This is a genomic window from Novosphingobium aquimarinum (genome assembly GCF_009746585.1).
In the GTDB taxonomy this organism is placed as follows: Bacteria; Pseudomonadota; Alphaproteobacteria; order Sphingomonadales; family Sphingomonadaceae; genus Novosphingobium; species Novosphingobium aquimarinum.
Genome location: NZ_WRPO01000005.1, coordinates 242,096 through 265,475, shown reverse-complemented (window position 1 = coordinate 265,475; position 23,380 = coordinate 242,096). Strand labels below are relative to the sequence as shown.

At 64.8% G+C, this 23,380-nt stretch carries 23 protein-coding genes; 8 read left to right on the top strand and 15 right to left on the bottom strand.

Annotation, left to right across the window (positions count from 1 at the left end; genetic code table 11):
• Window positions 1–151: 151 nt before the first annotated feature.
• Window positions 152–1,705, top strand: a complete 1,554-nt coding sequence (locus tag GQO94_RS08095; protein ID WP_156840627.1) for an ABC transporter substrate-binding protein — start codon at window positions 152–154, stop codon at window positions 1,703–1,705.
• A gap of 18 nt (window positions 1,706–1,723) precedes the next feature.
• Here the strand turns inward: GQO94_RS08095 and GQO94_RS08090 are convergent, their stop codons facing one another.
• The 7 genes from GQO94_RS08090 to GQO94_RS08060 are packed head-to-tail and all read right to left on the bottom strand — an operon-like array spanning window position 1,724 to window position 7,216.
• Window positions 1,724–2,644, bottom strand: a complete 921-nt coding sequence (locus tag GQO94_RS08090) for a CopD family protein (protein ID WP_156840626.1) — start codon at window positions 2,642–2,644, stop codon at window positions 1,724–1,726.
• 15 nt (window positions 2,645–2,659) lie between these two features.
• Window positions 2,660–3,049 carry a copper resistance protein CopC gene (locus GQO94_RS08085; RefSeq protein WP_156840625.1) on the bottom strand — a complete coding sequence of 130 codons (390 nt, stop codon included), beginning with the start codon at window positions 3,047–3,049 and terminating at the stop codon, window positions 2,660–2,662.
• A 30-nt stretch (window positions 3,050–3,079) separates the two neighbouring features.
• On the bottom strand, window positions 3,080–4,174 hold the full coding sequence (locus GQO94_RS08080) for a copper resistance protein B (RefSeq protein WP_232332830.1): 1,095 nt from the start codon (window positions 4,172–4,174) through the stop codon (window positions 3,080–3,082).
• On the bottom strand, window positions 4,171–5,949 hold the full coding sequence (locus GQO94_RS08075; RefSeq protein WP_156840624.1) for a copper resistance system multicopper oxidase: 1,779 nt from the start codon (window positions 5,947–5,949) through the stop codon (window positions 4,171–4,173). Before GQO94_RS08075 ends, GQO94_RS08080 begins: the two co-directional genes overlap by 4 nt.
• A gap of 6 nt (window positions 5,950–5,955) precedes the next feature.
• On the bottom strand, window positions 5,956–6,528 hold the full coding sequence (locus GQO94_RS08070; protein WP_156840623.1) for an RNA polymerase sigma factor: 573 nt from the start codon (window positions 6,526–6,528) through the stop codon (window positions 5,956–5,958).
• Window positions 6,525–6,962, bottom strand: coding sequence for a Spy/CpxP family protein refolding chaperone (locus GQO94_RS08065; protein ID WP_156840622.1), 438 nt, complete (start codon window positions 6,960–6,962; stop codon window positions 6,525–6,527). Before GQO94_RS08065 ends, GQO94_RS08070 begins: the two co-directional genes overlap by 4 nt.
• Window positions 6,959–7,216 (bottom strand): hypothetical protein, encoded by a 258-nt coding sequence (locus tag GQO94_RS08060; protein WP_156840621.1) that lies wholly within the window; start codon window positions 7,214–7,216, stop codon window positions 6,959–6,961. The genes GQO94_RS08065 and GQO94_RS08060 overlap by 4 nt, the downstream gene beginning before the upstream one ends.
• A gap of 290 nt (window positions 7,217–7,506) precedes the next feature.
• Here GQO94_RS08060 and GQO94_RS08055 point away from each other — a divergent pair, with 290 nt between their 5' ends.
• Both GQO94_RS08055 and GQO94_RS08050 read left to right on the top strand, forming a co-directional pair.
• Window positions 7,507–8,259 (top strand): DUF4198 domain-containing protein, encoded by a 753-nt coding sequence (locus GQO94_RS08055; RefSeq protein WP_156840620.1) that lies wholly within the window; start codon window positions 7,507–7,509, stop codon window positions 8,257–8,259.
• Window positions 8,260–8,284: 25 nt separating this feature from the next.
• Window positions 8,285–8,668 carry a hypothetical protein gene (locus tag GQO94_RS08050; RefSeq protein ID WP_156840619.1) on the top strand — a complete coding sequence of 128 codons (384 nt, stop codon included), beginning with the start codon at window positions 8,285–8,287 and terminating at the stop codon, window positions 8,666–8,668.
• Window positions 8,669–8,818: 150 nt separating this feature from the next.
• On the opposite strand, the gene GQO94_RS08045 is transcribed toward GQO94_RS08050, so the two are convergent.
• The 3 genes from GQO94_RS08045 to GQO94_RS08035 are packed head-to-tail and all read right to left on the bottom strand — an operon-like array spanning window position 8,819 to window position 11,483.
• Complete coding sequence (locus tag GQO94_RS08045) at window positions 8,819–9,268, bottom strand: MaoC family dehydratase (RefSeq protein WP_156840618.1); 450 nt, start codon at window positions 9,266–9,268, stop codon at window positions 8,819–8,821.
• 3 nt (window positions 9,269–9,271) lie between these two features.
• Window positions 9,272–9,634 carry a TfoX/Sxy family protein gene (locus GQO94_RS08040; protein WP_156840617.1) on the bottom strand — a complete coding sequence of 121 codons (363 nt, stop codon included), beginning with the start codon at window positions 9,632–9,634 and terminating at the stop codon, window positions 9,272–9,274.
• A 10-nt stretch (window positions 9,635–9,644) separates the two neighbouring features.
• The gene (locus tag GQO94_RS08035; RefSeq protein ID WP_156840616.1) at window positions 9,645–11,483 is read right to left on the bottom strand and encodes an acetyl/propionyl/methylcrotonyl-CoA carboxylase subunit alpha; all 1,839 of its coding nucleotides are present in this window, start codon (window positions 11,481–11,483) and stop codon (window positions 9,645–9,647) included.
• Window positions 11,484–11,554: 71 nt separating this feature from the next.
• Between GQO94_RS08035 and GQO94_RS08030 the strand changes: the two genes are divergently transcribed.
• Window positions 11,555–11,974: an endonuclease domain-containing protein gene (locus tag GQO94_RS08030; RefSeq protein ID WP_156840615.1), complete on the top strand. Its 420-nt coding sequence runs from the start codon at window positions 11,555–11,557 to the stop codon at window positions 11,972–11,974.
• Window positions 11,975–11,985: 11 nt separating this feature from the next.
• Here the strand turns inward: GQO94_RS08030 and GQO94_RS08025 are convergent, their stop codons facing one another.
• A complete protein-coding gene (locus tag GQO94_RS08025; RefSeq protein WP_156840614.1) occupies window positions 11,986–13,587 on the bottom strand; it encodes a carboxyl transferase domain-containing protein in 1,602 nt (533 codons plus the stop codon).
• A gap of 100 nt (window positions 13,588–13,687) precedes the next feature.
• Between GQO94_RS08025 and GQO94_RS08020 the strand changes: the two genes are divergently transcribed.
• Window positions 13,688–14,560: a LysR family transcriptional regulator gene (locus GQO94_RS08020; protein ID WP_156840613.1), complete on the top strand. Its 873-nt coding sequence runs from the start codon at window positions 13,688–13,690 to the stop codon at window positions 14,558–14,560.
• A 64-nt stretch (window positions 14,561–14,624) separates the two neighbouring features.
• On the opposite strand, the gene GQO94_RS08015 is transcribed toward GQO94_RS08020, so the two are convergent.
• On the bottom strand, window positions 14,625–15,650 hold the full coding sequence (locus tag GQO94_RS08015; protein ID WP_156840612.1) for a DUF2889 domain-containing protein: 1,026 nt from the start codon (window positions 15,648–15,650) through the stop codon (window positions 14,625–14,627).
• A gap of 275 nt (window positions 15,651–15,925) precedes the next feature.
• Here GQO94_RS08015 and GQO94_RS08010 point away from each other — a divergent pair, with 275 nt between their 5' ends.
• Complete coding sequence (locus GQO94_RS08010) at window positions 15,926–17,380, top strand: NAD-dependent succinate-semialdehyde dehydrogenase (protein WP_156840611.1); 1,455 nt, start codon at window positions 15,926–15,928, stop codon at window positions 17,378–17,380.
• Window positions 17,381–17,401: 21 nt separating this feature from the next.
• Here the strand turns inward: GQO94_RS08010 and GQO94_RS08005 are convergent, their stop codons facing one another.
• Window positions 17,402–18,364, bottom strand: a complete 963-nt coding sequence (locus GQO94_RS08005) for a GGDEF domain-containing protein (RefSeq protein WP_156840610.1) — start codon at window positions 18,362–18,364, stop codon at window positions 17,402–17,404.
• 234 nt (window positions 18,365–18,598) lie between these two features.
• Window positions 18,599–19,282 (bottom strand): helix-turn-helix domain-containing protein, encoded by a 684-nt coding sequence (locus GQO94_RS08000; protein WP_156840609.1) that lies wholly within the window; start codon window positions 19,280–19,282, stop codon window positions 18,599–18,601.
• Between the two features lie 285 nt (window positions 19,283–19,567).
• Between GQO94_RS08000 and GQO94_RS07995 the strand changes: the two genes are divergently transcribed.
• The gene (locus GQO94_RS07995) at window positions 19,568–20,089 is read left to right on the top strand and encodes a PilZ domain-containing protein (protein WP_156840608.1); all 522 of its coding nucleotides are present in this window, start codon (window positions 19,568–19,570) and stop codon (window positions 20,087–20,089) included.
• A 249-nt stretch (window positions 20,090–20,338) separates the two neighbouring features.
• On the top strand, window positions 20,339–22,447 hold the full coding sequence (locus GQO94_RS07990) for a TonB-dependent receptor plug domain-containing protein (RefSeq protein WP_156840607.1): 2,109 nt from the start codon (window positions 20,339–20,341) through the stop codon (window positions 22,445–22,447).
• A gap of 23 nt (window positions 22,448–22,470) precedes the next feature.
• Here the strand turns inward: GQO94_RS07990 and GQO94_RS20995 are convergent, their stop codons facing one another.
• Window positions 22,471–23,187: an OmpA family protein gene (locus GQO94_RS20995; RefSeq protein WP_156840606.1), complete on the bottom strand. Its 717-nt coding sequence runs from the start codon at window positions 23,185–23,187 to the stop codon at window positions 22,471–22,473.
• Between the last annotated feature and the right edge of the window lie 193 nt (window positions 23,188–23,380).

The following is a 23,380-nucleotide window of genomic DNA, read 5'->3' as shown; positions in this document are numbered from 1 at the left end:
CAGCCAACTCGGCGTTATGTGGGCCTTGCGCAGGGGGTAGGATGCTGGCGGGTTCGAAGCAGGCGGAAAGGATGGCAGGGAGCATGAGCGACGGTCGTTCCGGGCGAATCGAGATTCTCCACGGGCCCGAAATCCGGGCGGCGCGAGGCTCATGAGCGAAACCTGGCCTTCGCTTTCACGACGCAACCTGATCGGGACGGGACTGGTTGGCGCCAGCGCGCTCGCTCTTGGCGGTTGCGGATCGGGCGGGACGAGCAGACCCCGGCAGGGCGGCACCATCCGGCTCGCGGCGCATGCGGCATCGACATCGGACACGCTCGACCCGGCCAAGGGCGGGACCGCGCTCGATTACGTGCGGCAGTTCATGCTCTACAACGGTCTGACGTGTATCGAGGACGCCTCGCTGCAGCCGCGCCTGTCGCTGGCGCAGTCGCTCGATAGCGACGATCTCATCACCTGGCATGTCGATCTGAAGCGTGGGATCCGCTTCCACGACGGAAGCGAACTGACGTCCGAGGACGTGGTGTTCTCGCTCATGCGGCACAAGGATCCGGCGGTCGGATCGAAGGTCTCGACGCTGCTCGATCAATTCGTCAGCGCAAAAACCGATGGACGCTATGGCGTTACGATCGTGCTGAATTTGCCCAACGCCGACGTGCCCAACCTGCTTGCCATGTCGCACATGCTGATCGTCAAGGCCGGGCAGGCCCACCCCGACGGCAATGGCACCGGCCCGTTCCGTCTGGTCGATTTCAAGCCGAGCGTGCGCACACTGGTCAAGCGTAACCCGGAATACTGGATCCCGGACCGGCCGAAACTGGATCGCATCGAACTCATCGCGATCCCGGACGAAACGAGCCGCGTGAACGCTCTGCTCTCGGGCGACGTGCACATGATCAATGCGGTCAGTCCACGCTCGGTGAGCCGGATCGAGGCGAGCCCCGCGGTTCGCGCGGTCGTGACGCGGTCGTCGCTCTACACCAATCTCATCATGAGCCAGGACAGCCTGCCCACGGGCAATCCCGACTTCGTGCAGGCGGTCAAGCTGATGCTGGACCGGCCCCTGATGAACCGGGCCATCTTCCGCGACTTCGCAACCATCGCCAACGACCAGCCGATCGCGCCCTTCCAACCATACTATAATCCCGACGTTGCTCAGACCACGCTCGATCTCGACAAGGCCCGCTGGCACGTGCGGCGCGCAGGTCTGACCGGGGTGCGCCTGCCGCTGTACTGCTCGACGGCGGCGGAAGGATCGGTGGACATGGCCTCGATCCTTCAGGAATTCGGTTCGCAAGCCGGGCTGAACTTCGCGGTCAACCGGATGCCGGCCGACGGCTATTATTCGACGCACTGGATGCGCCACCCGATGACCTTCGGTAACTGCAACCCAAGACCGACAGCCGACCTCATCTTCAGCCAGTTCTTCGCGTCCGATGCCAACTGGAACGAGAGCGGCTGGCACAACGAACGTTTCGACAAGCTGCTGATCGAAGCGCGCGGCACTCGCGACGAAGCGCTGCGCGGACAGATGTACGGCGAGATGCAGCGGATCGTGCACGACAAATGCGGGATCGGCATCCCCGTCTTCATCAGCCTGATCGACGGCTACGATCGCCGGCTGAAGGGCATCGAGGCCGTGCCGCTGGGCGGGTACATGGGGTATCGCTTCGGCGAATACGCCTGGTGGGACGAAGACGCCTGATCCTTCGGGATCAGCGCTTTAGCCCATCGTCATCGGCGAGAGCATTCCCAGAACGGCGACCAGACCGATCACCGCGATACCCAGAGCAAACTCGCTGGCCAGGCTCTTGCGAAGCGCAGCCAGCACTACTTCGAGATCAGTGGGATCGGCCTCGGTTCGGATCTGCGTCGGGGATTGGGTCGCCTGCCTGCGCCCCAGCATGGCGTTGTGCGCGCCAAAGCTCATCATCGCCAGGACCAGCCCCACTTTCAACGCCAGGAGTATGCCGTAGGCGGTCGGCAGCACTTGCGGCGCGTTTGCCAGACCGAAAATGAGCTGCGCGTTGACGATCCCCGTCAGCGCGACCGCCCCAACCAGCACGACACCGAGCGGAGCGAACCCGTGCATGACGGAGAGCAATGCGGCCGGCGCGAACGGCGCACCTGGCCGGCGCGCGCGGCGAGTCAGCGTCCAGAACCAGCCGATCGCGCCCATCCACAATCCCGCAGCGATCAGATGCCCGCCGTTGTTCATGCGATGCGCGAGCCCGAGTGCGCCCTCGGTCGCCGCGGCGTGACCGCTCCAGCCGAGCGTCAGCAGGGCGCCGGCGTAGCAAAGGGCGGCAATCCCGCGCCGTGATGCGAGCAAGGCGATCAGTCCGGCGAGCAGCAAGGCCAGCCGGATCAGGAACGCCCATCCCAGCGACGTGCCCAGCACCATCGCTTCCACGATCGCGCGATCGAGATCGCCGATCGGCGTCCCCATCATCGCGGCGATCGAAGACAATTGCAGCGCCGTCGAAATCAGCGGCGCCGCAACGGCAGCGACGATCCAGCCGGCGGGCCTTTGCCCCAAGCCGGCCCAAGCCGTACCGCGAAAGCCGATGACGCGATACGCCGTCGCCCCGAAGAGGCCGAGCAGCACTGCGTAGTGCAGGAAGCGCAGCGCTGCGTCAGCCATCTTCGTGGTCTTCGCTTAGCTGACGACGAAGTGGGTAACGCCATTCATGCGATGGCCGTCCGCCCCGGCCGCCTGCCAGCGCACTTCGTAAGTGCCGGCCCGGAGGGGCTGCTTCAGCTTGAGCGTCATCGTGCGGTTGCTGTTCGACCAGGTCGTGGTGAAATTGCGGATCGCCATTTCGCCGTGATTGGGCATGCCCGGCATCGCAGTCATGACGAGGCTGGCTGCGACCGTGGGAGGCAGGAGCGCTTCGCTGAAGTTGAGCGTGACCACTTTCGTCTTGCCGACGGTCGCGCCTTCGGCGGGAGTAGACGATACGACTTTGGTGTGCGCCTCTGCGGCAATGGGAAGTGCGATAGGCGCGGCAAACGCGGCGGCGAGGCTAATAAGGGGCAAAAGCTTCATCAGTCATTCCTTCCAGTCAAAACAGGGGACTCAAAACCAAAATCTGACGCCGACGACGTAATTCGTGACGCTCGTGTCCTCGCCATCGGCCCGGCGGTAATCGGCGCTGCGGCCCACCGCCCAGCTCTGTTCGACGCCGAGATAAGGAGCGAATTCGCGGGCGATCTGGTAGCGCAGCCGCAAGCCGGCCTCGATCGTGCTGAGGCCGGAGCCGATGCCGAGTTCGGGGATGTCCTGCGCGGAAAGCTCGACCTCGACGCGCGGTTGCAGCGTGAGGTACTGGGTGATGCGCTGGTCCAATTCGCCCTCGATGCGGGCCGTCAAATCGCCGCGCTGCGAGAGAAACAAGGCCGCATCGAGTTCGAACTGGTAGGGCGCCAGCCCCTGGATCCCGAGGACGGCATATGTCCGTTCGGGACCGACCAGATCCTGCCGCACGCCGGCCTGAAGATCCCAGAACGGCTTGATCGCCTTGGAATAGAGCGCCTGAATCTCGGCGTCTTCGACTTTCGCGCCGTACGTGCCTTCCCCTTCGCTTTTCAGCCAGAGGCGGTCGGTCGGCGTGCCGTAATAGCCTTGCAGATCCCACAGGTAGCCGTCGCGGCCTTCGCGCACTTGGGTTTCGAGCCGATCGCCCTGGATCCACAGCAAGGGGAAAGAGCCGTTATTGCGGCGGATCGCCTCACGAGAATCGCGCATGGCGTCCGCGCCCCAGATCGCATCGGCGGCGAGCGGCGGACCGCTGCCGGCTTCGGGCGGGGGCGGCGTCTCCATCGTCGGGCCGGGAGAAACGGTGAGCGCATCGGAACCGGCTGTGCCGTGGTTCATGGCGCCATGGTCCATTGAGCCATGGTCCATCGTGCCGTGGTCCATCGCCTCATGGTCCATCGCCTCATGGTCCATCGCGCCGTGGTCCATCGTGCCATGGCCATGATCCATAGCCGGCTCCCCGTGCGCCGGCGAAGGGGCGTCCGGCGAATGCATGTCATGCCCTTCGCCGTCTTCGTCGCTTGCTGCTTCGGCGTGACCCTGATGCTGCGCATGCATGTCGTGCTGCGCCAACACGGTCTGCGGCACGGCGAGGCCCAACGCCAGTGCGGCGCGGCACACGATGTGCGCACTCACGCGGCCTGCTCCGGGCCGACCACCGAGACGGTCTGCATCATGCCGCCGTGCATGTGATAGAGCAGATGGCAGTGAAACGCCCAGTCGCCCGGCTCGTTCGCGGTAAGATCGAATTGCGCACTGGCGCCGGGCTGGACGATCACGATGTTCTTGCGCGGTTGATGCGCGGCGCTCTGGCCGTTCACCAGCTCGAAGAACATGCCATGAAGGTGGATGGGGTGCGCCATCATCGTATCGTTGACGAGCTTCACTCGCACCCGCTCGTTCCAGGCGAAACGGATCGGCACGTCGCTCACGGCGCTGAACATGCGGCCATCGAAGGACCACATGTAGCGTTCCATATTGCCGGTCAGATGCAGTTCCAGCAGCCGGCTCGGTTCGCGCGTGTCGGCATTGGGCTCGAGCGCCTCGAGCATGCGGTAGTTCAGCACCCGATGCGAAACGTCGCGCAGGCCAAGACCGGGATCGCCCATCTTGTCGACCGGCGACATCGAGACCATGTCGATCCCCGGACCGATCTTGACGTCCGGCGGCAGCAGCGAGGTATCGCGCATCTTCATGCCGCCCATCCCGCTCATGCCGCCATCGTCCGAATCGCCGCCGCCGTGCTCGGAGTGGCCGCCGCTCCCGCTCATGTCATGGTTCATGCCCATGTCACCCATGTCGAGCACCGGCGGATCGCGCAGCGCGGGCACAGCGGCGCGCGCACCCGGACGACTTGCGAGCATCGCCAGCGCCATGCCCGATCGGTCCATCGATTCCGCGACGATGGCATAGGCATCGGCCGCCCCAGGCTCGACGATCACGTCATAGATCTCGGCAGTGCCCATCTGGAACTCGTCGACTTCGACCGGCTTCACGTTCTGTCCGTCGGCCGCGATCACCGTCATCGGCAGGCCGGGAATGCGCAGATTGAAGAAACTTTGCGCCGCACCATTGATGATGCGCAGGCGCACGCGCTCGCCGGGCTTGAAGAGAAATTCCATCCCTTCGTCCGGTCCGCGCCCGTTGGCGAGGAAGGTGTAAGTCGGCGCGCTCACGTCCATGATGTCGGTCGGCATCATGCGCATTCGCGCCCACATCCGCCGATCCTCGCCCGACAGCGGATAATCGTCGGTCCACGTGGTCAGCTGGCGGCTGAAATAGCCCTCGCCCTTGCGCAGGCGATCCATGATGAAATGGGGATGGTGCGTGGTGAAATCGCTCAGCAGAAGAACGTAGTCGCGGTCGTACGCCACCGGCTCGGCATTGGCCGGCTCGATGATCAGCGGGCCGTAATGCCCCTGCTGCTCCTGCAGGCCGGAATGGCTGTGATACCAGTACGTGCCGGCCTGGCGGACGGGAAATTCGTAGCTGAAAGTCTGGCCGGGGCGGATGCCGGGAAAGCTGATGCCGGGCACGCCATCCATATGGAACGGCACCAGGACGCCATGCCAGTGGATGGAGGTGTCTTCGGACAAATGATTGGTGACGTTCAGCCGCACGTTCTGGCCTTCGCGCAGACGAATGAGCGGGCCGGGCACGCTGCCGTTCACCGCGATGGCATGGCTGCTGCGGCCCTGCACGATCTGCTGACCTGCACCCACGGCGAGGTCGATCACTTCACCGCCGACTTCGTCGAAGCCCGCACGAATGATCCCGTCGCCGTGATGTCCGCCAACGCTGCGTCCTTGCGCCCAGGCAGGCATGGCAGCAGCGGCGGTCGCCATGCCCATTCCGGCAATCAGGCTGCGGCGAGTGATCGAAGGCGCGGGCGTGATCAACGGATTGGTCATGCCAGCCTATACGCGGCCGCGATCGTTACCCCTCAACATTTCGGTCAATTTTTGCCGCGCGCGGTAAAGCCTCGTTTCGACGGCCTTTTCGGTGATGCCGAGCGCCATGGCGGTCTCTGCCTGCGTAAGGCCTTCCACGGTCCGCAGCAAAAGCACGTCTTTCAGGCGTGGCGACAATTGCGCGATCGCTTTTGCAACCGCGGCCAGTTCCGCCCGGCCGCTCGCGATCTGATCGGGAAGCGGCGCGTCGTCGGATACGAAGTCTTCGGCCGCCTCCGGCATGGACAGGCCCAGGAAGCGGCGCACCGTGCGCCGCCTTGCCCAGTCGCGGCTCTTGTTGAGGGCGATGCGCCCGATCCATGCGCGAAAGGATTGCTGCGTATCGAACCGCCCCAGGGCGGTGAAGGCGGCGATGAAGGTTTCCTGCGTGAGGTCGAAGGCATCTTCGGCATGGCCCGTCGCATTGCGGATCAGGCGGTAGACGAAATCGCGATGGCGTTCGACGAGCGCCTGCTGCGCCGGTGCCTGGCCCGACAGCGCGCCGCGCACGAGATCCGTGTCGGTTGGCGGCGCAGTCACCGCGTCTGGGCGGTCAACGTCTGATCGACGGCCTTGTCGAAGGCACCGCGCTGTTCGGGCCGAAGAATGGCCCGCATCGCAAAGATGTGCTTGAGCGTGGCTTTCTGGAGTGCGCCCATCGAATGATGCGTCGCGTCGACCGCAGCCGCGACCTGCTGGCCGTAGACGTGCTCCGACGCGATGGCCTCGGCGAGGCGCTTGTTGTCGGCACGCAGGCGGTCTTCGAGCGATTTACGGCGCTGCTCGAACCCTTCCTCGAGCACTTCCAGCGAGCGCTTCTGCGCCGCGTCCAGATTCGCTTCGTCATGCATGATGGCGTGGAGCGTGGCGCCGGCATCTTCTTGCGTCGGCGACAGCGTGCGGCCCGTATAGGTTCCCGCCAGCGCCGCGACGAACCCGACCAGAGCCACCAGCGCAAGCCGGCCCGCCGTCATTCCTGCGCCATCTGCGCAAGCGGCATGAGCTCGGGCGGCGGCCCCAGCAACATAGTCGAGGCGCTCGCCGGAGCGGCGGGAACCATGCTTCCGGCAATCCCGACGAACAGCGCCAGAACCGTCACCACGCTCATCAACATGCGGGACTGGCGCTGCTCGGCGGCCGCACGCGCGGCCAATGTGACACCGTCGATCGCGCCCAGATCGGGATTGGGCCGCCGGGCGAGCGCTGAAATCTGCCTATCTATATCCATGAACGACTCCTCTTGCTGCTATACGCACGCGAACGCCCGATCACTCGGACTTTTTGCCATGCCCTCATGCAAAGTGGGAATCGTGGCCTTCCTCAAGGCTTCGGGGACGCAATTTTGCGAAGAAAAACGGCCTCGTCGGGGCTCATGCCGCGACGGACATCTGCCGTGAAGGCGGGCCTGATCCGTTGATGGTGCCGTCCTGACTTCGCGATTCAATGAGAACTGCCGCTTGGTCTTTCTACGCTGATCGTCTCGGCAAAGTGCCGTTCGTAATCTTTGGAGGTTACTCAATGCGCAGCATTTCTCGTTTTCTCACAGCCGGCATCGCGGTCGCCACTGTCGCGGGGGGTATCACTTCGCAAACCGCGCAGGCGCACGCCATCTGGTTCGCCGAACGCGCCAAGCAAATGGCGCTCATCTATGGCGTCGGCGCCGATGATCTCGACGCCGCCAAGCGCGTGCCGCTGATTACCTCGATGACGGGGATCAACAGCGAAGGGCAACCGGTCGAAGCCACGCTGCGCATCGCCGGCCCGATCCCCGTGGTCGACAGCAATGAGCCGCTGGCGCTGGTCGCGGCGGTCATGGACTACGGTATCTGGTCGAAGGATGCGGCGGGCAAGTGGCACGACAAGGGCCACGACGAGATCAAGGACGCGACGATCAGCGAGCACAATTTCAAGTACGCGGTGCACATCAACCAGATGCCCGCCGAGGGCGTGCCGCTGATCCCGACCCAGAAACTGCAGCTGATCCCCGTCGGCTCCGCCATTCCCGAAGCCATGGGCGATCCCATCAAGCTGCGCGCCTATTACAACGGCAAGCCGGCATCGGACGTCGCCGTGATGCAGGACTACGTCAACGATCCCGATCAGAAGCCGCTGAAGACGGACGCGCAAGGCTACGTCACTTTCCCGATCCGTAACCAGGGCCAGAACGTCGTCGTCGGCATTCTCAACGTTCCTACGGACAATCCCGCGAAGTACCGCCAGATGGAACACCGCGCCTCGCTGTCGTTCGTGCTTCCGCACGAGCCCGAATAAGCCCCCCTTCAAGGAGTAACGAGACATGATCCGCAAAGGACTGCTGTTTGCCGCGGCCGCCGCCTCGTTCGTCGTGCTATCGGCCCCTGCTGCCGCTCACGGCTCGATGGAGCCCAGCCATGGCGGCGTCACCACGATGACCGGCGAAACGCTGGTGGAATTCGTGCAAACCCCGGAGGGCGGCGACTTCTACATTTCCGAGGAAGATCTGCCGCTCAACGCTTCGGACTACTCCGGAACCGTGACCGTGACTGCCGGCGATGAGAAGACGAGCACGCCGCTCGTGGCCGAAGCGGGGAACAAGCTTTCGGCCACTGGCCTGGAAGCCCCGGCCGGTTCGAAGGTGGTGGTCGCCATCACTCCGACCTCCGGCGGGCCGAAGACTTTCGCCACTTTCGCCGTCGACTGACCGCTAGTTCGACCGTCCCCCGCCGCTTGCGACGAGCGGGACGGTCGATCTGGCCGGTGGGCGCGAACTGCGTGGTATCCGACGGCCTCACGCGAACCGGATAGGTGCGAGATGTCCGCCCCACAGGCGCGGACGAAACCTCGGCGACCTTCAGACCGACTTCTTCAGCAGGACGGTACGCGTCATCGAAAGCGCGGTTTCGCCGCGCTGGTTGGTCAGCTCGTGCTTGAACACGACGATGCCCTGCGTCGGGCGCGACTTGCTCTCGCGCATTTCGATCACTTCGCTGTGGCACGTGAGCGTATCGCCGATGAAGGTCGGCTTGGGCGTCACGACTTTGTCGAAGCCGAGATTGGCAACCAGCGTACCCACTGTGGTGTCCGCGATCGATAGCCCGACGGCGAGACTGAAGGTGAAGGTTGAATTGACCAGAATCTGGCCGAATTCGCTGGCTTTGGCGGTCTCGGCATCGAGGTGCAGCGGCTGCATGTTGTGCGTCATCGCGCTGAACATCAGGTTGTCCGTCTCGGTGACCGTGCGGCTCGGCTGGTGAGTGATTCTGTCCCCCACCTTCCACTCGTCGAAAAAGCGTCCGGGCATTGCTCAGCTGTCCTTCTTTGTTTTCCGTTTTGTCTTCGCGGCTCCTCGCAGTCCGGCTGCCAGCCCGAGGTCCGCCCAGCGACGCACTTCATCCGGATCGTCGTAGCAATCCTCGGGCGCGAGCCGATAGTTCATCGTCGCGGTGCGCCCATCGCGTTCGTAGGAGAACTTCTCGCAGCCAGCCGCATCCCACTGCGCATCGTTGTCCTTGTCGCCCTTGAACCACAGCTGGTCCATGGCGACGATCGCGAAGACCGTGCCGTTGCAGTAGAGCGTGTGTCCACCCATCATCCGGCGTGAGGTGACCGTGCCGACCGGGTCCATGCACTCGGCCACCCATTCGACGATTTGCGCGCTCCGGCTCATCGGCGCCCGTTCACTTGGTCTCTTCGATCTTCGCCAGCAGCGCTTCGACTTGAACCTGCTGGTCCGGCTTGGCGTTCAGTTCCGCAACGGTCCCGTCGAACGGCGCGGTCAGCGTGTGCTCCATCTTCATCGCTTCGAGCGTGAGCAGCTTCTGTCCCTTCGTCACTGCCTGCCCTTGCTCGACTTCAACCGAAATCACCTTGCCGGGCATGGGCGCGAGGATCGCTCCGGAGCCACCTGCCGCGCCGTGCGCACCGTCCTTGCGCCAGGGTTCGAGCAGCCATGCCTGACCGCCTTCGGTGACCAGCACCGAGGCCGCCGGATCCTCGCTGCCCCCGGTAAGCGCGATCTCGCGCGGCGTGCCTTCGAGCTGAAACCAGCCCGAGCGAACGGGCGGCGCGTTGAGCCGGAACGCGGGTGCATCGTAAAGCGGCACCAGCGCGGCGGCCGCGGATTCGAGCGTGGCTTCCGACGGCTCGGGCTCTGCCGCCATGGCTTCGCCGTCGCGGCCGATCTGCCCGGTATCGACCGTGCCTGCGACGAAATCGTGATGCTCGAGCGCGCGCACGAGAAACGAGGCATTGGTACGCACCGGCCAGACCGCGCTGTCGGCCAGCATGTCGGACAACCGCTCGCGCGCCTCGTCGCGGTCCTCGCCCCAGGCAATGACCTTGGCAATCATCGGATCATAGAACGGCGAGACTTCGGCGCCTTCATAGACGCCGGTATCGATCCGCCCGCCCTCGCTTTCGCCGAATTGCAGCAGCTCGAGCGTGCCGATCGAGGGGAGAAAGCCCTTGGCCGGGTCTTCGGCGTAGAGCCGCGCTTCCATCGCCCAGCCGTCGATACCGAGGTCTTCCTGCGCCACCGGAATTGGCTCTCCGCTGGCGACGCGCAGCTGCCATTCGACCAGATCGACGCCGGTGATCTCCTCGGTCACCGGGTGTTCGACCTGCAGGCGGGTGTTCATTTCCATGAACCAGATGCGATCGGCGCGCAGGCCTTCCGAACCATCGGCGATGAACTCGATCGTGCCCGCGCCGACATAGTCGACCGCCTTGGCCGCACGCACCGCCGAAGCGGTGAGGCTAGCGCGAGTCGCCGCGTCCATGCCCGGCGCCGGGGCTTCCTCGATCACCTTCTGGTGGCGGCGCTGCAGCGAGCAATCGCGCTCGAACAAGTGCACGACGGTGCCGTGGGTGTCGCCGAAGACCTGCACTTCGATATGGCGCGGCGAGAGGATGTACTTCTCGATCAGCACATGATCGTTGCCGAAGCTGGCCGCCGCTTCGCGCTTGCACGAGGCGAGCGCGTCGGCGAAATTCGCCGGGTCTTCGACCAGCCGCATGCCCTTGCCGCCACCGCCCGCCACGGCCTTGATCAGCACCGGATAGCCGATCTTGGCGGCTTCCTCGGCGAGAACCGCGGGGTCCTGGTTTTCGCCCATGTAGCCCGGCGTCACGGGCACGCCGGCATCGGCCATCAGCGTCTTGGCGGCGTCCTTGAGGCCCATTGCGGTGATCGAGGCCGGGTTCGGCCCGACCCAGACCAGCCCCGCGTCAATCACCGCCTGTGCGAATTCGGCATTCTCGGACAGGAAGCCGTAGCCCGGATGGATCGCCTCGGCTCCGGTCTGCTTCGCCGCGGCCAGGATCTTCTCGCCGACGAGATAGCTCTCGCGCGTCGGCGAAGGGCCGATGTGCACGGCCTCGTCGGCCTGCCGCACGTGCAGCGCCTTGGCATCGGCATCGGAATAGACCGCAATGGTGCGGATGCCCATGGCGCGCGCAGTGCGGATGATGCGGCAGGCGATCTCGCCGCGATTGGCGATAAGGAGGGACTGGATCATGATAAGTCTCCTGATCCTCCCCGAATCGGGGAGGGGGACCATCGCTCAGCGATGGTGGAGGGGCACGGGCGATGATCACCGGACCGCGCGAAACCGTGAAACGAGCACGCAAGCTGCGTAGCGAGATGACGCTGCCTGAAGTGCTGCTGTGGCGAGCGCTGAGGAAACGACCGGGAGGCTTCAAATTCCGGCGGCAGCATCCGGCAGGGATTTATGTCTTGGATTTCTATTGCGCCGCGGCTCGACTGGCGATCGAGATGGATGGGTTTGGCCATGACAGCGCGCCGGCGGCTCAACGCGATGCGGCGCGAGGCGCGTTCCTGCGATCGCAGGGGGTGGGGACCTTGCGGGTGCCGGCCTGTATCGTGCTTTCCGATATTGAGCGGGTCGTGGTGCGGATTTTGGAGGTCTGCCGGGAACGGACAGGAGCGCCGAGCGTGCCCCTCCACCATGCTGCGCATGGTCCCCCTCCCCGTTCCGGGGAGGATTGACAGAGCCTCCATCACATCCGGAACACCCCGAAGCGGGGCGCCTCCGGGATCGGGGCTTCGAGGCACGTCGCGAAGGCCAGGCCGAGAACGTCGCGCGTTTGCGCCGGGTCGATCACGCCGTCGTCCCACAGGCGGGCGGTGGCGTAGTAGGGATTGCCTTCGTCTTCGTACTTCTGACGGATCGGCGCCTTGAAGGCTTCGGCCTCTTCCTCGCTCCAATCGTCGGCATCCCGGTGCACGGTCGCGAGCACGCTCGCGGCCTGTTCGCCGCCCATCACCGAAATCCGCGCGTTGGGCCAGGTGAAGAGGAAGCGCGGCGCATAGGCTCTGCCGCACATGCCGTAGTTGCCCGCGCCGAAGCTCCCGCCGATCAGCACCGTCACCTTGGGCACCGTGGCGGTCGCGACGGCCGTCACCAGCTTGGCGCCGTGCTTGGCGATGCCCTCGGCCTCGTACTTGCCGCCGACCATGAAGCCCGAAATGTTCTGCAGGAACAGCAGCGGAATACGCCGCTGACAGGCCAGTTCGATGAAGTGTGCGCCCTTCTGCGCACTTTCGGAAAACAGCACGCCGTTGTTGGCGAGGATCGCCACCGGCATTCCGTGGATATGCGCGAAGCCGCAGACCAGCGTGTTGCCGTAGAGCGCCTTGAACTCGTGAAATTCGCTGCCGTCGACGATCCGTGCGATCACTTCGCGCACGTCGTAAGGGGCGCGCACGTCCTCGGGAATGATCGCGTAGAGTTCCTCGGCATCAAACTTCGGCGGGCGGCTCTCGCGCACTTCGATGCCGGTATCGTGCCGGGGGCCGAGGTGGCTCACGATGTCGCGAACGATCGTCAGCGCATGCTCGTCGTCCTCGGCGAGGTGATCGGTCACGCCGGACTTACGGCTGTGGAGATCGCCGCCGCCCAGATCCTCGGCACTGATGACTTCGCCGGTCGCGGCCTGCACCAGCGGCGGGCCGGCGAGGAAGATCGTGCCCTGTTCCTTCACGATCACCGATTCGTCGCTCATCGCCGGCACATAGGCGCCGCCCGCAGTGCACGATCCCATCACGCAGGCGACTTGCGGAATGCCTTTCGCGCTCATGTTGGCCTGGTTGTAGAAGATGCGGCCGAAGTGGTCGCGGTCGGGGAAGACTTCGGCCTGGTGCGGCAGGTTCGCGCCGCCGCTATCGACGAGATAGACGCACGGGAGATTGTTTTCCGTCGCGATCTCCTGCGCGCGCAAGTGCTTCTTGACGGTCATTGGGTAATAGGTCCCGCCTTTGACCGTCGCGTCGTTGCACACGATCATGCAGGGGCGCCCGGAAACCCGCCCGACCGCAGTGATGATGCCGGCGCCCGGAATGTCGCCTTCGTAAAGGCCGTTAGCCGCGAGCTGGCCAAGTTCGAGCAGCGGCGAGCCGGGATCGAGCAGCCGCTCGACTCGCTCGCGCGGCAGCAGCTTGCCGCGTGCCACGTGCCGCGCGCGCGACCTTTCGCTGCCGCCCTGCGCCGCCTCGGCAACCCGGCGATGCAGCTCTTCGGCAAGCGCGCGGTTGTGCGCCGCACGCGCCTGCGCTTCGGGGCTGTCGATCTGGAGACTGGTCTGGAGCACCGGCGCGCTCATGCCTCTTCCCTTCTTCGCTTTCGATCTTTGGCAAGGTTCTAACCATCCGCAACGTCCGGCGGAAATTGAAAGTTTCCGCAGGCAGCCATAGACCGTGTCTATGATCGACCAATACCTCCTGCGGTATTTCCTCGCCGTCGCCGAAACCGGCACGTTCAGCCGCGCGGCGCAACGCGTCAGCGTGACTCAGCCGACGCTGTCGTCGGGAATCGCCAAGCTGGAGCGCGAATTGGGCGCGCGCCTGTTCGACCGCACGCGGCAGGGGGTCGCACTTACCCCGGCAGGCAGCCGCTTCCTCGTCCGCGCTCGCCGGATCGCGGCGGAATACGAGCACGCGCTGGTCGAGCTGTCCGAAGTTTCCGACCCCGCCCTGCTGCGTATCGGCGTCCTGTCGACGATCCCCTCGGCTGTGGTCGAGAAGCTCGTCGCGCAGCACCGCGCGCTGGGTACGGGCGAAGCGCTCGAACTGATCGACGGCTCCGAACGCGAGATCGGCGAGCGGCTCGAACGCGGTCGGCTCGATGTCGCCTGGACAGTGATCCGCCCGCACCACGATCGCCACCAGCCCGAAGTGTTGGCGCGCGAGCGCTATATGATGGTGCTGCCCGCGGACCACCGGTTTGCCGGAGCGGACATGGTGACGGCCGAGCAACTGGCGCGCGATCGCATGGCGCTGCGCCGCCATTGCGAGGCTCTGCCCGAGATCAACCGCTTCTTCATCGCGCGCGGGGTGCGGCCACGCTTCGTGGTCAAGACCACCAGCGACGAGCGCGTGCTGGCCGTGGTGCGCAGCGGTGCAGGTGTCGGCATGATGCCCGAGTGCTTCGCCGGTCCCGGCCTTGCCTTCGTGCCGGTGCGTGACTTCGGCCTGACGCGCGAGATCGGGCTGCTCCACGCAGGCGAGCCGCACGTCGCCCCGGCGCGCGCGAGCCCGTTCGTCGCGCTTGTCCGCCAGCACTATGCCGTCGGGTGAGGACGCCGGTGGTCGCGGACGCGCGGTGTTCGAGCCGGTTGGCGTCGAACTGAAAAGCCCGAATTCAGGCCGGCTCGCGCAGCCTTGCGGCAAGGTGAGGCACGTCGGCGAGCGCGCGCAGCGCATCGTTGAGATGCGTGCAGCCCTGCGGACCGCGCAGCTGCTCCAGAACGTCCGCGCGGATGTCGTCGATCTTGCGCCCCACCAGTCGCGAGACGTTGTCGATCGCGCCGGGGCATTCCGCAAACGGCAGGATCCGCGCTTCAGGCTCGAGCGTCTGGATTTCGTTGCTGTTAAGGTCCACGGCCGCGCGAAGCAGGTATTCGTGAATCGCAACCCGGCCGCCGTGCTTGAGCCCGGCGCTATCCTGAAACGCCGAATCGATGCGCAGCACGCCTGCGGCGTCGTCGCGGCTGACGTCGATCCGGCGCGCTCGGCGGAATGCAGGACCATCGCTTTCGTGAAAGGCGTGCCAGCCATCGGGGTCGGCAGGATTGCGCAGCTCGCCCGCATCGGCATCGGCGATCCTGTCGGACAGGCTGGCGGGGTTCAAACCCGAATTGCCGTCCTGGAGCCCCCAGCACACGTTGACGCGCTGTTGCATGATCTTTTCGAACTCGCCCTCGGCCATGAGCTTGCGCCGCTTCTCTGCCCAGTCGGGGTCCCACTGCGACCAGGCGAAGGCGGAGACCAGCGCGGTGCCCGAGATATCGTCGAGCACCAGGTAGAGCGGATCGGCGTTGGCCAGCAGTTCGGGCATGCATTCGGCCAGTGTCATCCGCAAGTGGCCGCCGCCGCGCTCACCGACTAGGCTGGATATGCGATCGGCCGCGGGAGACGCATCGATCGCAGTGATCGTCTTGTCTTCCGCCATGCGCAGGCGGAACTCGGATTCGCCCAGCACGCGCGGCGGATCGCCTGCGGCACCGGTCGCCACGTCGCGCGCCCGGCCCACCATCAGGCGATCGGCCCGCTGCCCGTCAGGCCAGGAGACATCGATCGACGAGGTGCGACGGATCGATGCCGCCGGGCGCTCGGGAGCAGGATTGGCCGTGCTACGTGGCGGCGGCGGATAGTCATGCAGGGACATGACATGCCATGTGTCGTCACTCAGCCTGCATAGCAAGCCTTCGCCCATGCCTCCTGTGCGACGCGAACCAGCAAGGTGCCAAGGCGGCCCGAAATGCACGCTCGGACGGCAACTGGCATGCGAACACTCGTTTGCGCGACGGATGCCGAGATGCCGCGCGCAATCGCCGCATAGCTCTGCCTTTTGCCCGGTTGCGCCCGGCGGTGGTGCCTCCTATGCCGCTTCCGGCCCCGGGAGGCGTGCAGACCCGAGGGCGCAGATGGAGGAGCCGTCCGATGCAGTATTCCGATTTCCTCAGGCAGCAATGCTACATCGACGGCCAGTGGTGTGACGCCGATTCGGGCGACACTTTCGACGTCACCGATCCCGGTTCGGGCAAAGTGATGGGCACGGTTCCGAAGATGGGCAAGGCCGAAACCGCGCGCGCGATCGATGCGGCCGAAGCCGCCCTTCCCGCCTGGCGCGCCAAGACCGCGGGCGAACGCTCCAAGCTCATGCGCACGCTCTTCAACCTGATGATGGAGCACCAGGACGCGCTGGGCGAACTGCTCAGCCGCGAACAAGGCAAGCCCTTTGCCGAGGGTAAAGGCGAAATCGCCTACGGTGCGGGCTTCATCGAATGGTTCGCCGAGGAAGGTAAGCGCGCTTATGGCGACGTGATCCCCAGCCACCAGGCGGACAAGCGGATCGTCGTGCTCAAGCAGGGTGTCGGCGTGGTCGGCGCCATCACGCCCTGGAACTTCCCCAACGCGATGATCACGCGCAAGCTCGGCCCGGCGCTTGCCGCGGGTTGCACGATCGTCATCAAGCCCGCGTCCGCCACGCCCTATTCGGCGCTGGCGATCGCAGTGCTGTGCGAGATGGCGGGGATTCCCAAGGGCGTCGTCAACGTCGTGACCGGCAGCGCCGGGCAGATCGGCGACGAACTCACCGGAAACCCCAAGGTCGCCAAGATCACCTTCACCGGTTCGACCGAAATCGGCCGCGACTTGCTGCGCCAGAGCGCCGACACGATCAAGAAGTGCTCGATGGAACTGGGCGGCAACGCGCCGTTCCTCGTGTTCGACGATGCCGACATCGACGCCGCGATCGACGGCGCGATGATCTCCAAGTTCCGCAACGGCGGCCAGACTTGCGTGTGCACCAACCGGTTCTACGTGCAGGAAGGCGTCTACGAGGAATTCACCAAGAAGCTTGCTGACCGGGTCAGTGAGATGAAGGTGGGATACTCGATGGACGAAGGCACCCAGGTCGGCGCGATGATCGACGAAAAGGCGGTCGAGAAGGTCGAGGAGCACTTGCAGGACGCGCTCGACGGCGGCGCCGAAGTGATCGTGGGCGGCGGTCGGTCCGACCTTGGCGGCACCTACTTCACGCCGACCGTGCTCAAGGGCGTGAAGCCCGACATGAAGATCGCGCGGGAAGAAACCTTCGGGCCGCTTGCCGGGATCATTTCCTTCAAGACCGAGGCCGAAGCGATCGCCATGGCGAACGACACCGAGTTCGGTCTGGCGAGCTATTTCTATGCGCGCGATCTCAGCCGCGTATGGCGCGTCGCCGAAGCGATCGAGGCGGGCATGGTCGGGATCAACACCGGCCTGATTTCGACCGAGGTGGCCCCGTTCGGCGGGGTTAAGCAGTCCGGTCTCGGCCGCGAAGGCTCGAAATACGGGCTCGAGGACTTCATGGAAGTAAAGTACTTGTGCATGGGTATCGACACCAAGGGCTGATCGCGCCCGCGTGTCGGCCCGTCAGGCGCTCCGCAGGATCGGAGCGCAGCGTTTCGCGATGTCGCTCTGGAAGCCGGAGGGCCCACTGGCACGCGCCTTGAACAGCGCCAGTTCGGCGCGCTGCAGGATCTGGTCCACGGTGCCGCGGAGTTCGCCGAGACCCGCGCTTGCGGTGATGCTCAAGTTGTCGCCGCTGGTCGCTGACGAGACTTCCGCCAGGACACCGATCATGTCGCGGCACGATGCTTCGGCCCGGTCGCGCGGAGTGTGCGGATAGAGCACGGCGAAAATGTCGCTGCCGATGCGCGAGACGATCGCGTCGGCAGGCGCGGTGCTGCGCAGAAAATCGGCGAAAGCGCATAGCACTTTGTCGCCCATCGCCTGCCCGTGATTCAGATTGATCGCGCGGAAGTGATCGATGGTGAAAAGCGCGAGAAAGCCATGCGAATCGTCGTCGAGCAAATGCTGCAGCATGGACAAGAACGCTTTGCGGTTGGTCAGCTTCGTCAGCGTGTCCGTCATCGCGGTGACGAAAAGCTCTTCCTCGAGCGCGCGGGTCTCCTCGACGCACCGCATCACCACGAGGACGCCGTAAACTCCGCCCGCTCTGTCATGCAGCGCCCGCATCTGCATCGCGAACCGTCGCGATTCGCTGTCGGGCGCGCGCGCGGCGAACTCGATCCATTCCTGCTCGAGCCGCCCGGACAACACGCCTTCCAAGGTTTGACGGACGATCGGAGCATGTTCGGGCCGGGCTATCTCGGAGAGATGCGGTCCGATGAGCACCGACGGCAGCGGATAGCCGAGCGATTCGAAGCCGGGCGAGGCATGGACGATGAAACCGTCCGTATCGGTCTTCAGGATCACGTCGCCACTGCCTTCCGCGATCAGACCATACAGAACGCCGGTCTCTTCGAGAGTAAAGTTGAGCAACATCGCGACCACGACTCCTTCCCCGCCGGCGCCCGCCTTAGGCTTGGACACCGATCCCTGACGGACCTTGAATCTTTTGACCCAACTTCTGACTAAGAGGTTATTAACTTCATTTCAACTCAAGGAATAACCCTTGGCTGAAATACTCGTCAGTTAGTTACTATAAGCTAACTTGACTGATAGTTGGCACAGCCAGTTGTTAATTCGTTTTCGATGCCGGGATCAGGTCGCGATGCGTCGACGCACGCCATTCGTTTTAGGACGTGTTTCGCCGAAGCGGCTTGTTCAGAGCTCGATCGAGATGCGAATGCTTTCCGGATCGGCGCCGATGGCCTCGGCGATCTGTTCGCGACAGCGATCCAGAATGCGAGGCAGGCCCTGCACCGCACGCTCCGGTATCAGAGCCTCGGGTGCCACGGCGAGTGCGTCCGCGATCGCGTCGATACGCTCGGGGACCGGACGCGACTTGCCTTGTTCCCAGGCCCAGACCGTCGGCTTGCTGACCCCGAGACGAGTCGCGAGTTGGCCCAGTGTCAGTCCGCGCTCGCGCCGAAGTTCGCGCAGCATGGCAGGCAGAGCCCGGTTCGGCAGGTTGAGGCCGGGACCGTCCACGCTGGCCCCTATGGAGTCGCCCACGCCCTCTCCGGTTACGCCGCGTAGCTGGGTGGCGCTCAGCACCGCCGGCGAAAGCGCTTCATCGAAGCGGCAGCCGAACAGCGAGGCACTCGCCCAGACGACGTCTGCCGCCACGGGACCGGCTTGCGGGAGTTCGACCTCGATGGTTTCGCCCACGTCCAGATCCGTGCTGCATTCGATGAGCAGTCCGGTTGCGGAAACGTTGTGCACCAGCACTGCCGCGCGCTCACCGGTCGCCAGCGTCCCGGTCGCCTGCAGGCGGAGCAGCCGGCGCGGCGCACGCACTTGGCGCGAGTCGGCGGGCAGGTCGTCGAACTGGGCTGCGAGAGCCATGGGATGCGCCTCGTACGGTTTGACCCGTGGTGTCGCGCACTGAAAGTTAAGTTCGCGTTACCCGCTGATAGCGATATTCATCAGGGCACCGGCCCGTTAACGCTGTTGCAACGGCACCACGTCAGCGCCTTCGCCGTGGCAGCCACCGGTCTATGTGACCGTGCTTAACCATCGCAGGCAACACGATCTTAACCCCGATCGGCAAAACATCCGTAAATCAGGAACGCGCGCGACAGCCCGGCATCACCAGATGCCGGGAATCGAAGCGAGGAACGGCATCGAATAATGATCACGTCTGCCAGGGCAAAAGTTTTGCGCGCACAAATCCGCAGCATCCCTTTGGGCGATCGCCGTGGTTCGCAGCGCTGGCGCCTGCGCTTCGCCACTGTCGGCGAAAGTGCCGAGGGTTCCGAAGTCATCGAAGTCCACGATCTTTCCGACCGCGGGCTCCGCATGGAAACCCGGCTCGACCTAGAAGTGGGCGAGACGATTGCGATCGACTTGCCCACGGCGGGGCGAACCGAGGCCCGCGTCGTCTGGCGCGAAGGCAATGCCTGCGGTTGCGAATTCACTCGCCCGCTCGATCGTGCGGTGGTGGGCCGCATCATCCTGCGCACGCCCTCTACCGAAATGGAAGACACCGGCCCCCGGCGCGAAGAACTCGCGATCGGCATCAATCCCAGCGTCGAGGCCATCGCGGCTTGGAAGCGCGACTTCGAGCGCACCCGCGCGCCGCTTGGTGAACGCATCGTCGGCTATCGCCAGCACGGCGACGGCCTGACGGTCGCCATCGTCGAACACGACTGACCTAATTTAAACTCCTCGGCGGGAATCGATCGGGCAGCCCCGCGTATCTCGGCGTCCGCCAGGGCCGTAGTGCTGGCCGCGTCGCCGGTAGAGCCTCCATCTGAGCAACGATGACAAAGCGTTCCGATTTTTTGCGATGCCTTTGCGCAATGTCGTTAATCGGACGCGGTTTGACAGACGTCGAACCGCGTCCGACTTTAGACGAAATGGTTCTATGACCGTCGGTGCACTTCGAGACGGGGACCAAACTTGCCGATTGCGGGCTTTACCAGGCGCATTCTGCCGATCGCGGCGCTGATCGGCAGCGCGCCCGCACTGGCACAGCAGCAGCAGGCGCCCGATACCGGCGACGCTCCGCCGCCCGAACCGACCGAGGTCCCCGGCGCGCAAGGCGGCGCGATCTATACACCCGAGGACTTCGCGCGATTCGCGCCGCGCAATGCGCTCGACATGATCCGGCAAGTCCCCGGCTTCCAGCTGCGCTTCGACGATGGTTCGCGCGGCTTCGGGCAGGCGAGCGAGAACGTCGTGCTCAACGGCAAGCGCTTTTCCAGCAAGTCCGACGGTCTCGAAAGCCGCCTCTCGCGGATTCCCGCCGCGTCCGTCATCCGCATCGAGATCGTCGACGGTGCCTCGCTCGAGATCCCCGGCCTGTTCGGACAAGCCGCCAACATCGTGGTCAAGGATACCGGCGCGCTCAGCGGCAGTTTTGCGTGGCGCGGCGAAGTCCGCGCGCACTATGCCCACCCGCGGTTCACCAATGGCGAGGTCTCGGTCAAAGGCGCGAAAGGGCCGGTCACGTACACGCTCGCGCTGGTCAACGAGGCCAATCGCGGCGCGGCTGGCGGCCCGACGACCATCTACGGGCCAGATGGGGCGCTGCTCGAACGACGGCGATCGGTGTTGATCTCGGACAGCGACTATCCCAAGCTTTCGGCCAACTTCGCCATCGCGGGCCCCGGAACTTCGCTCAGCAATCTCAACCTGAGCTACCGGCGCTCGTATGAGCGTTACAACGACGACGACGTCAGGCGCAGGGAAGGACTTGCCGATCTCTCCCGCTCGATCCGCTCGCCTTACGAAGGCTATGATTACGAGATCAGCGGCGACCACGAGTTCACGCTCGGCCCCGGTCGCCTCAAGCTGATCGGCCTCGAACGCTTCGAAACGGGGCTCTATCGCGAAACGGCCATCTTCACCCGCGCCGACGACAGCCCCTCGTTCGGCGACCGCTACCGCGAACGTACGGACACCGGCGAGCGTATCGCGCGCGGCGAATACAGCTGGAAGATGCTGAGCGGCGAATGGCAGGCTGCGCTCGAAGGCGCTTTCAATCGTCTCGACAAGGATGCTACCCTGGCGACGCTTTCGCCGGGCGGCGACTTCGAGCCCGTGCCCTTCCCCGGTGGCAACGGCCGGGTGCGCGAGGACCGCTACGAGGGATCGCTCAGCTACAGCACCGCGCTGACGCCGAAGCTGCAGTTGCAGCTCATTGCGCGCGGCGAGTATTCGCGGATTTCGTCGCGCACGGCGGCCGGCGCCCTCACCCGATCGTTCCAGCGTCCCAAGGGAACCGTCAGTCTGGCATGGGCCCCGCGCAAGGGCCTCGACATTTCGCTGAATGTCCAGCGCAAGGTCGGCCAGCTCGACTTCGGAGATTTCCTTGCCGAAGTCTTTCTCGAAGAAGGCAATGCGAACGCAAGCAATGCGAACCTCGTTCCCAGCCAGAGCTGGGAGACCGAATTCGCGATCAAGAAGGACCTGGCGCGCTGGGGAACGACAAACCTGCGCGTGTTCGATCGCCGCTTCGAGGACTACATCGACATCGTCCCGCTTCCGGGCGGGGTGGAGGGGCGCGGCAATATCGATCGAGCGCACCGCTACGGCTTCGAATGGACCAACACCTTCAAGCTCGAACCGCTACGGATTCCGGGCGGCAGGCTCGACACCAATCTCATCCTGCAGACATCGAACCTGACGGATCCCCTCGATGGCCAGCGACGGCAATTGAGCAGCCTCTTGCTGCGCGAGTGGAGCTTCACCTTCCGTCATGATGTGCCGAACAGCGACCTGGCCTGGGGCTTCGGCGCGGATTCGCAGCACTTCTCGAAGTACTATCGGCTACGCGAAGTCGGTCGTGACTACGAAGGTCCAATCTTCGCCAACATCTTCATCGAGCACAAGAATGTGCTGGGCATGACGGTCAATGCGAGGGCCTCGAACCTGTTCGACGCGCGCCAGCGGCTGCTGCGCACAGTCTATTCCGGGTTGCGCGATCGGTCCGCCCCGCTGTTCTTCGAAGACCGCGACCGCCTGATCGGCCCGATCTTCAAGCTGTCGGTTTCGGGCAACTTCTAGGCGCGCGCGGAAAAGCTGATGCTTTAGAGAATCAGGCCGGCCTCGACACGACGGTTCTCGGCAGCGGCGGGGCTGGTGCCTTCGAGCGGCTGCGCATAGCCGAAACCGTAGGTGCGCAACATCGCGCGGTCGACACCCTGGCTGACCAGGAAGTCCGCGACGGCATCGGCGCGCTCCTTTGACAGCTGGCGATTGTAGGCAGCCGATCCCGAGCTATCGGTGTGACCGCCGATCAGGAACGTCTTGCCCGCCATGCGCTTGTCCTTGAGCGCTTCGGCCAGCGCGGTCGCCTGGGCGCGCGAGTCCTGCGTGAGGTTCGCCGAGTTCAGATCGAAATTCATTCTGATATCGAACATCCGACCGGTGTTGGGTGCCCCTGCCATCTTGCGGCTCGCAGCAACTGCAGGCTTGGCCTTGGCCGCCGGAGCGATCGCTGCGGGCTTGGCTGCACCGACGCTGGCCGCCGGCTTGCGCATCGGCGAAACATTGGCGGGCGACGGCGTCGGTGCCGGGCGCGGCGTCAGACTGGTGAAGCCGCGAGTGCGGCCCTGCCGCGGGGCAGGCTTGGCGGGATCGGCCGTAGCGGCATCGCCCGCCGGGGCGGCGGCATCGCCAGCGGCGGCTTCGTCACCGAGAATGCCGCGAACATAGTCGTCCTTGCTGAGCGGGGCCGACTGCGCCCAGGCCGAAGTGGTCAGCATGAGGCCGGCCATACCGGCGATGATGAGTTTCCTGGTCATGTCTCGTCCTCGATCCTGCTCCGATCGATACCGTCCGGAGCGCTGTGATGTCTTGCAGGAGCGGTTTACGCTTACGGCGTACATCGACATCCTCTCTACGCCTTGAAAAATGCCGTATCGCACGGTTTTCGTAAAGCCGGAGAAGTGGTGATTAAGACCACAGCGAGAATGTGAGACAACTCGGCCCGTCTGG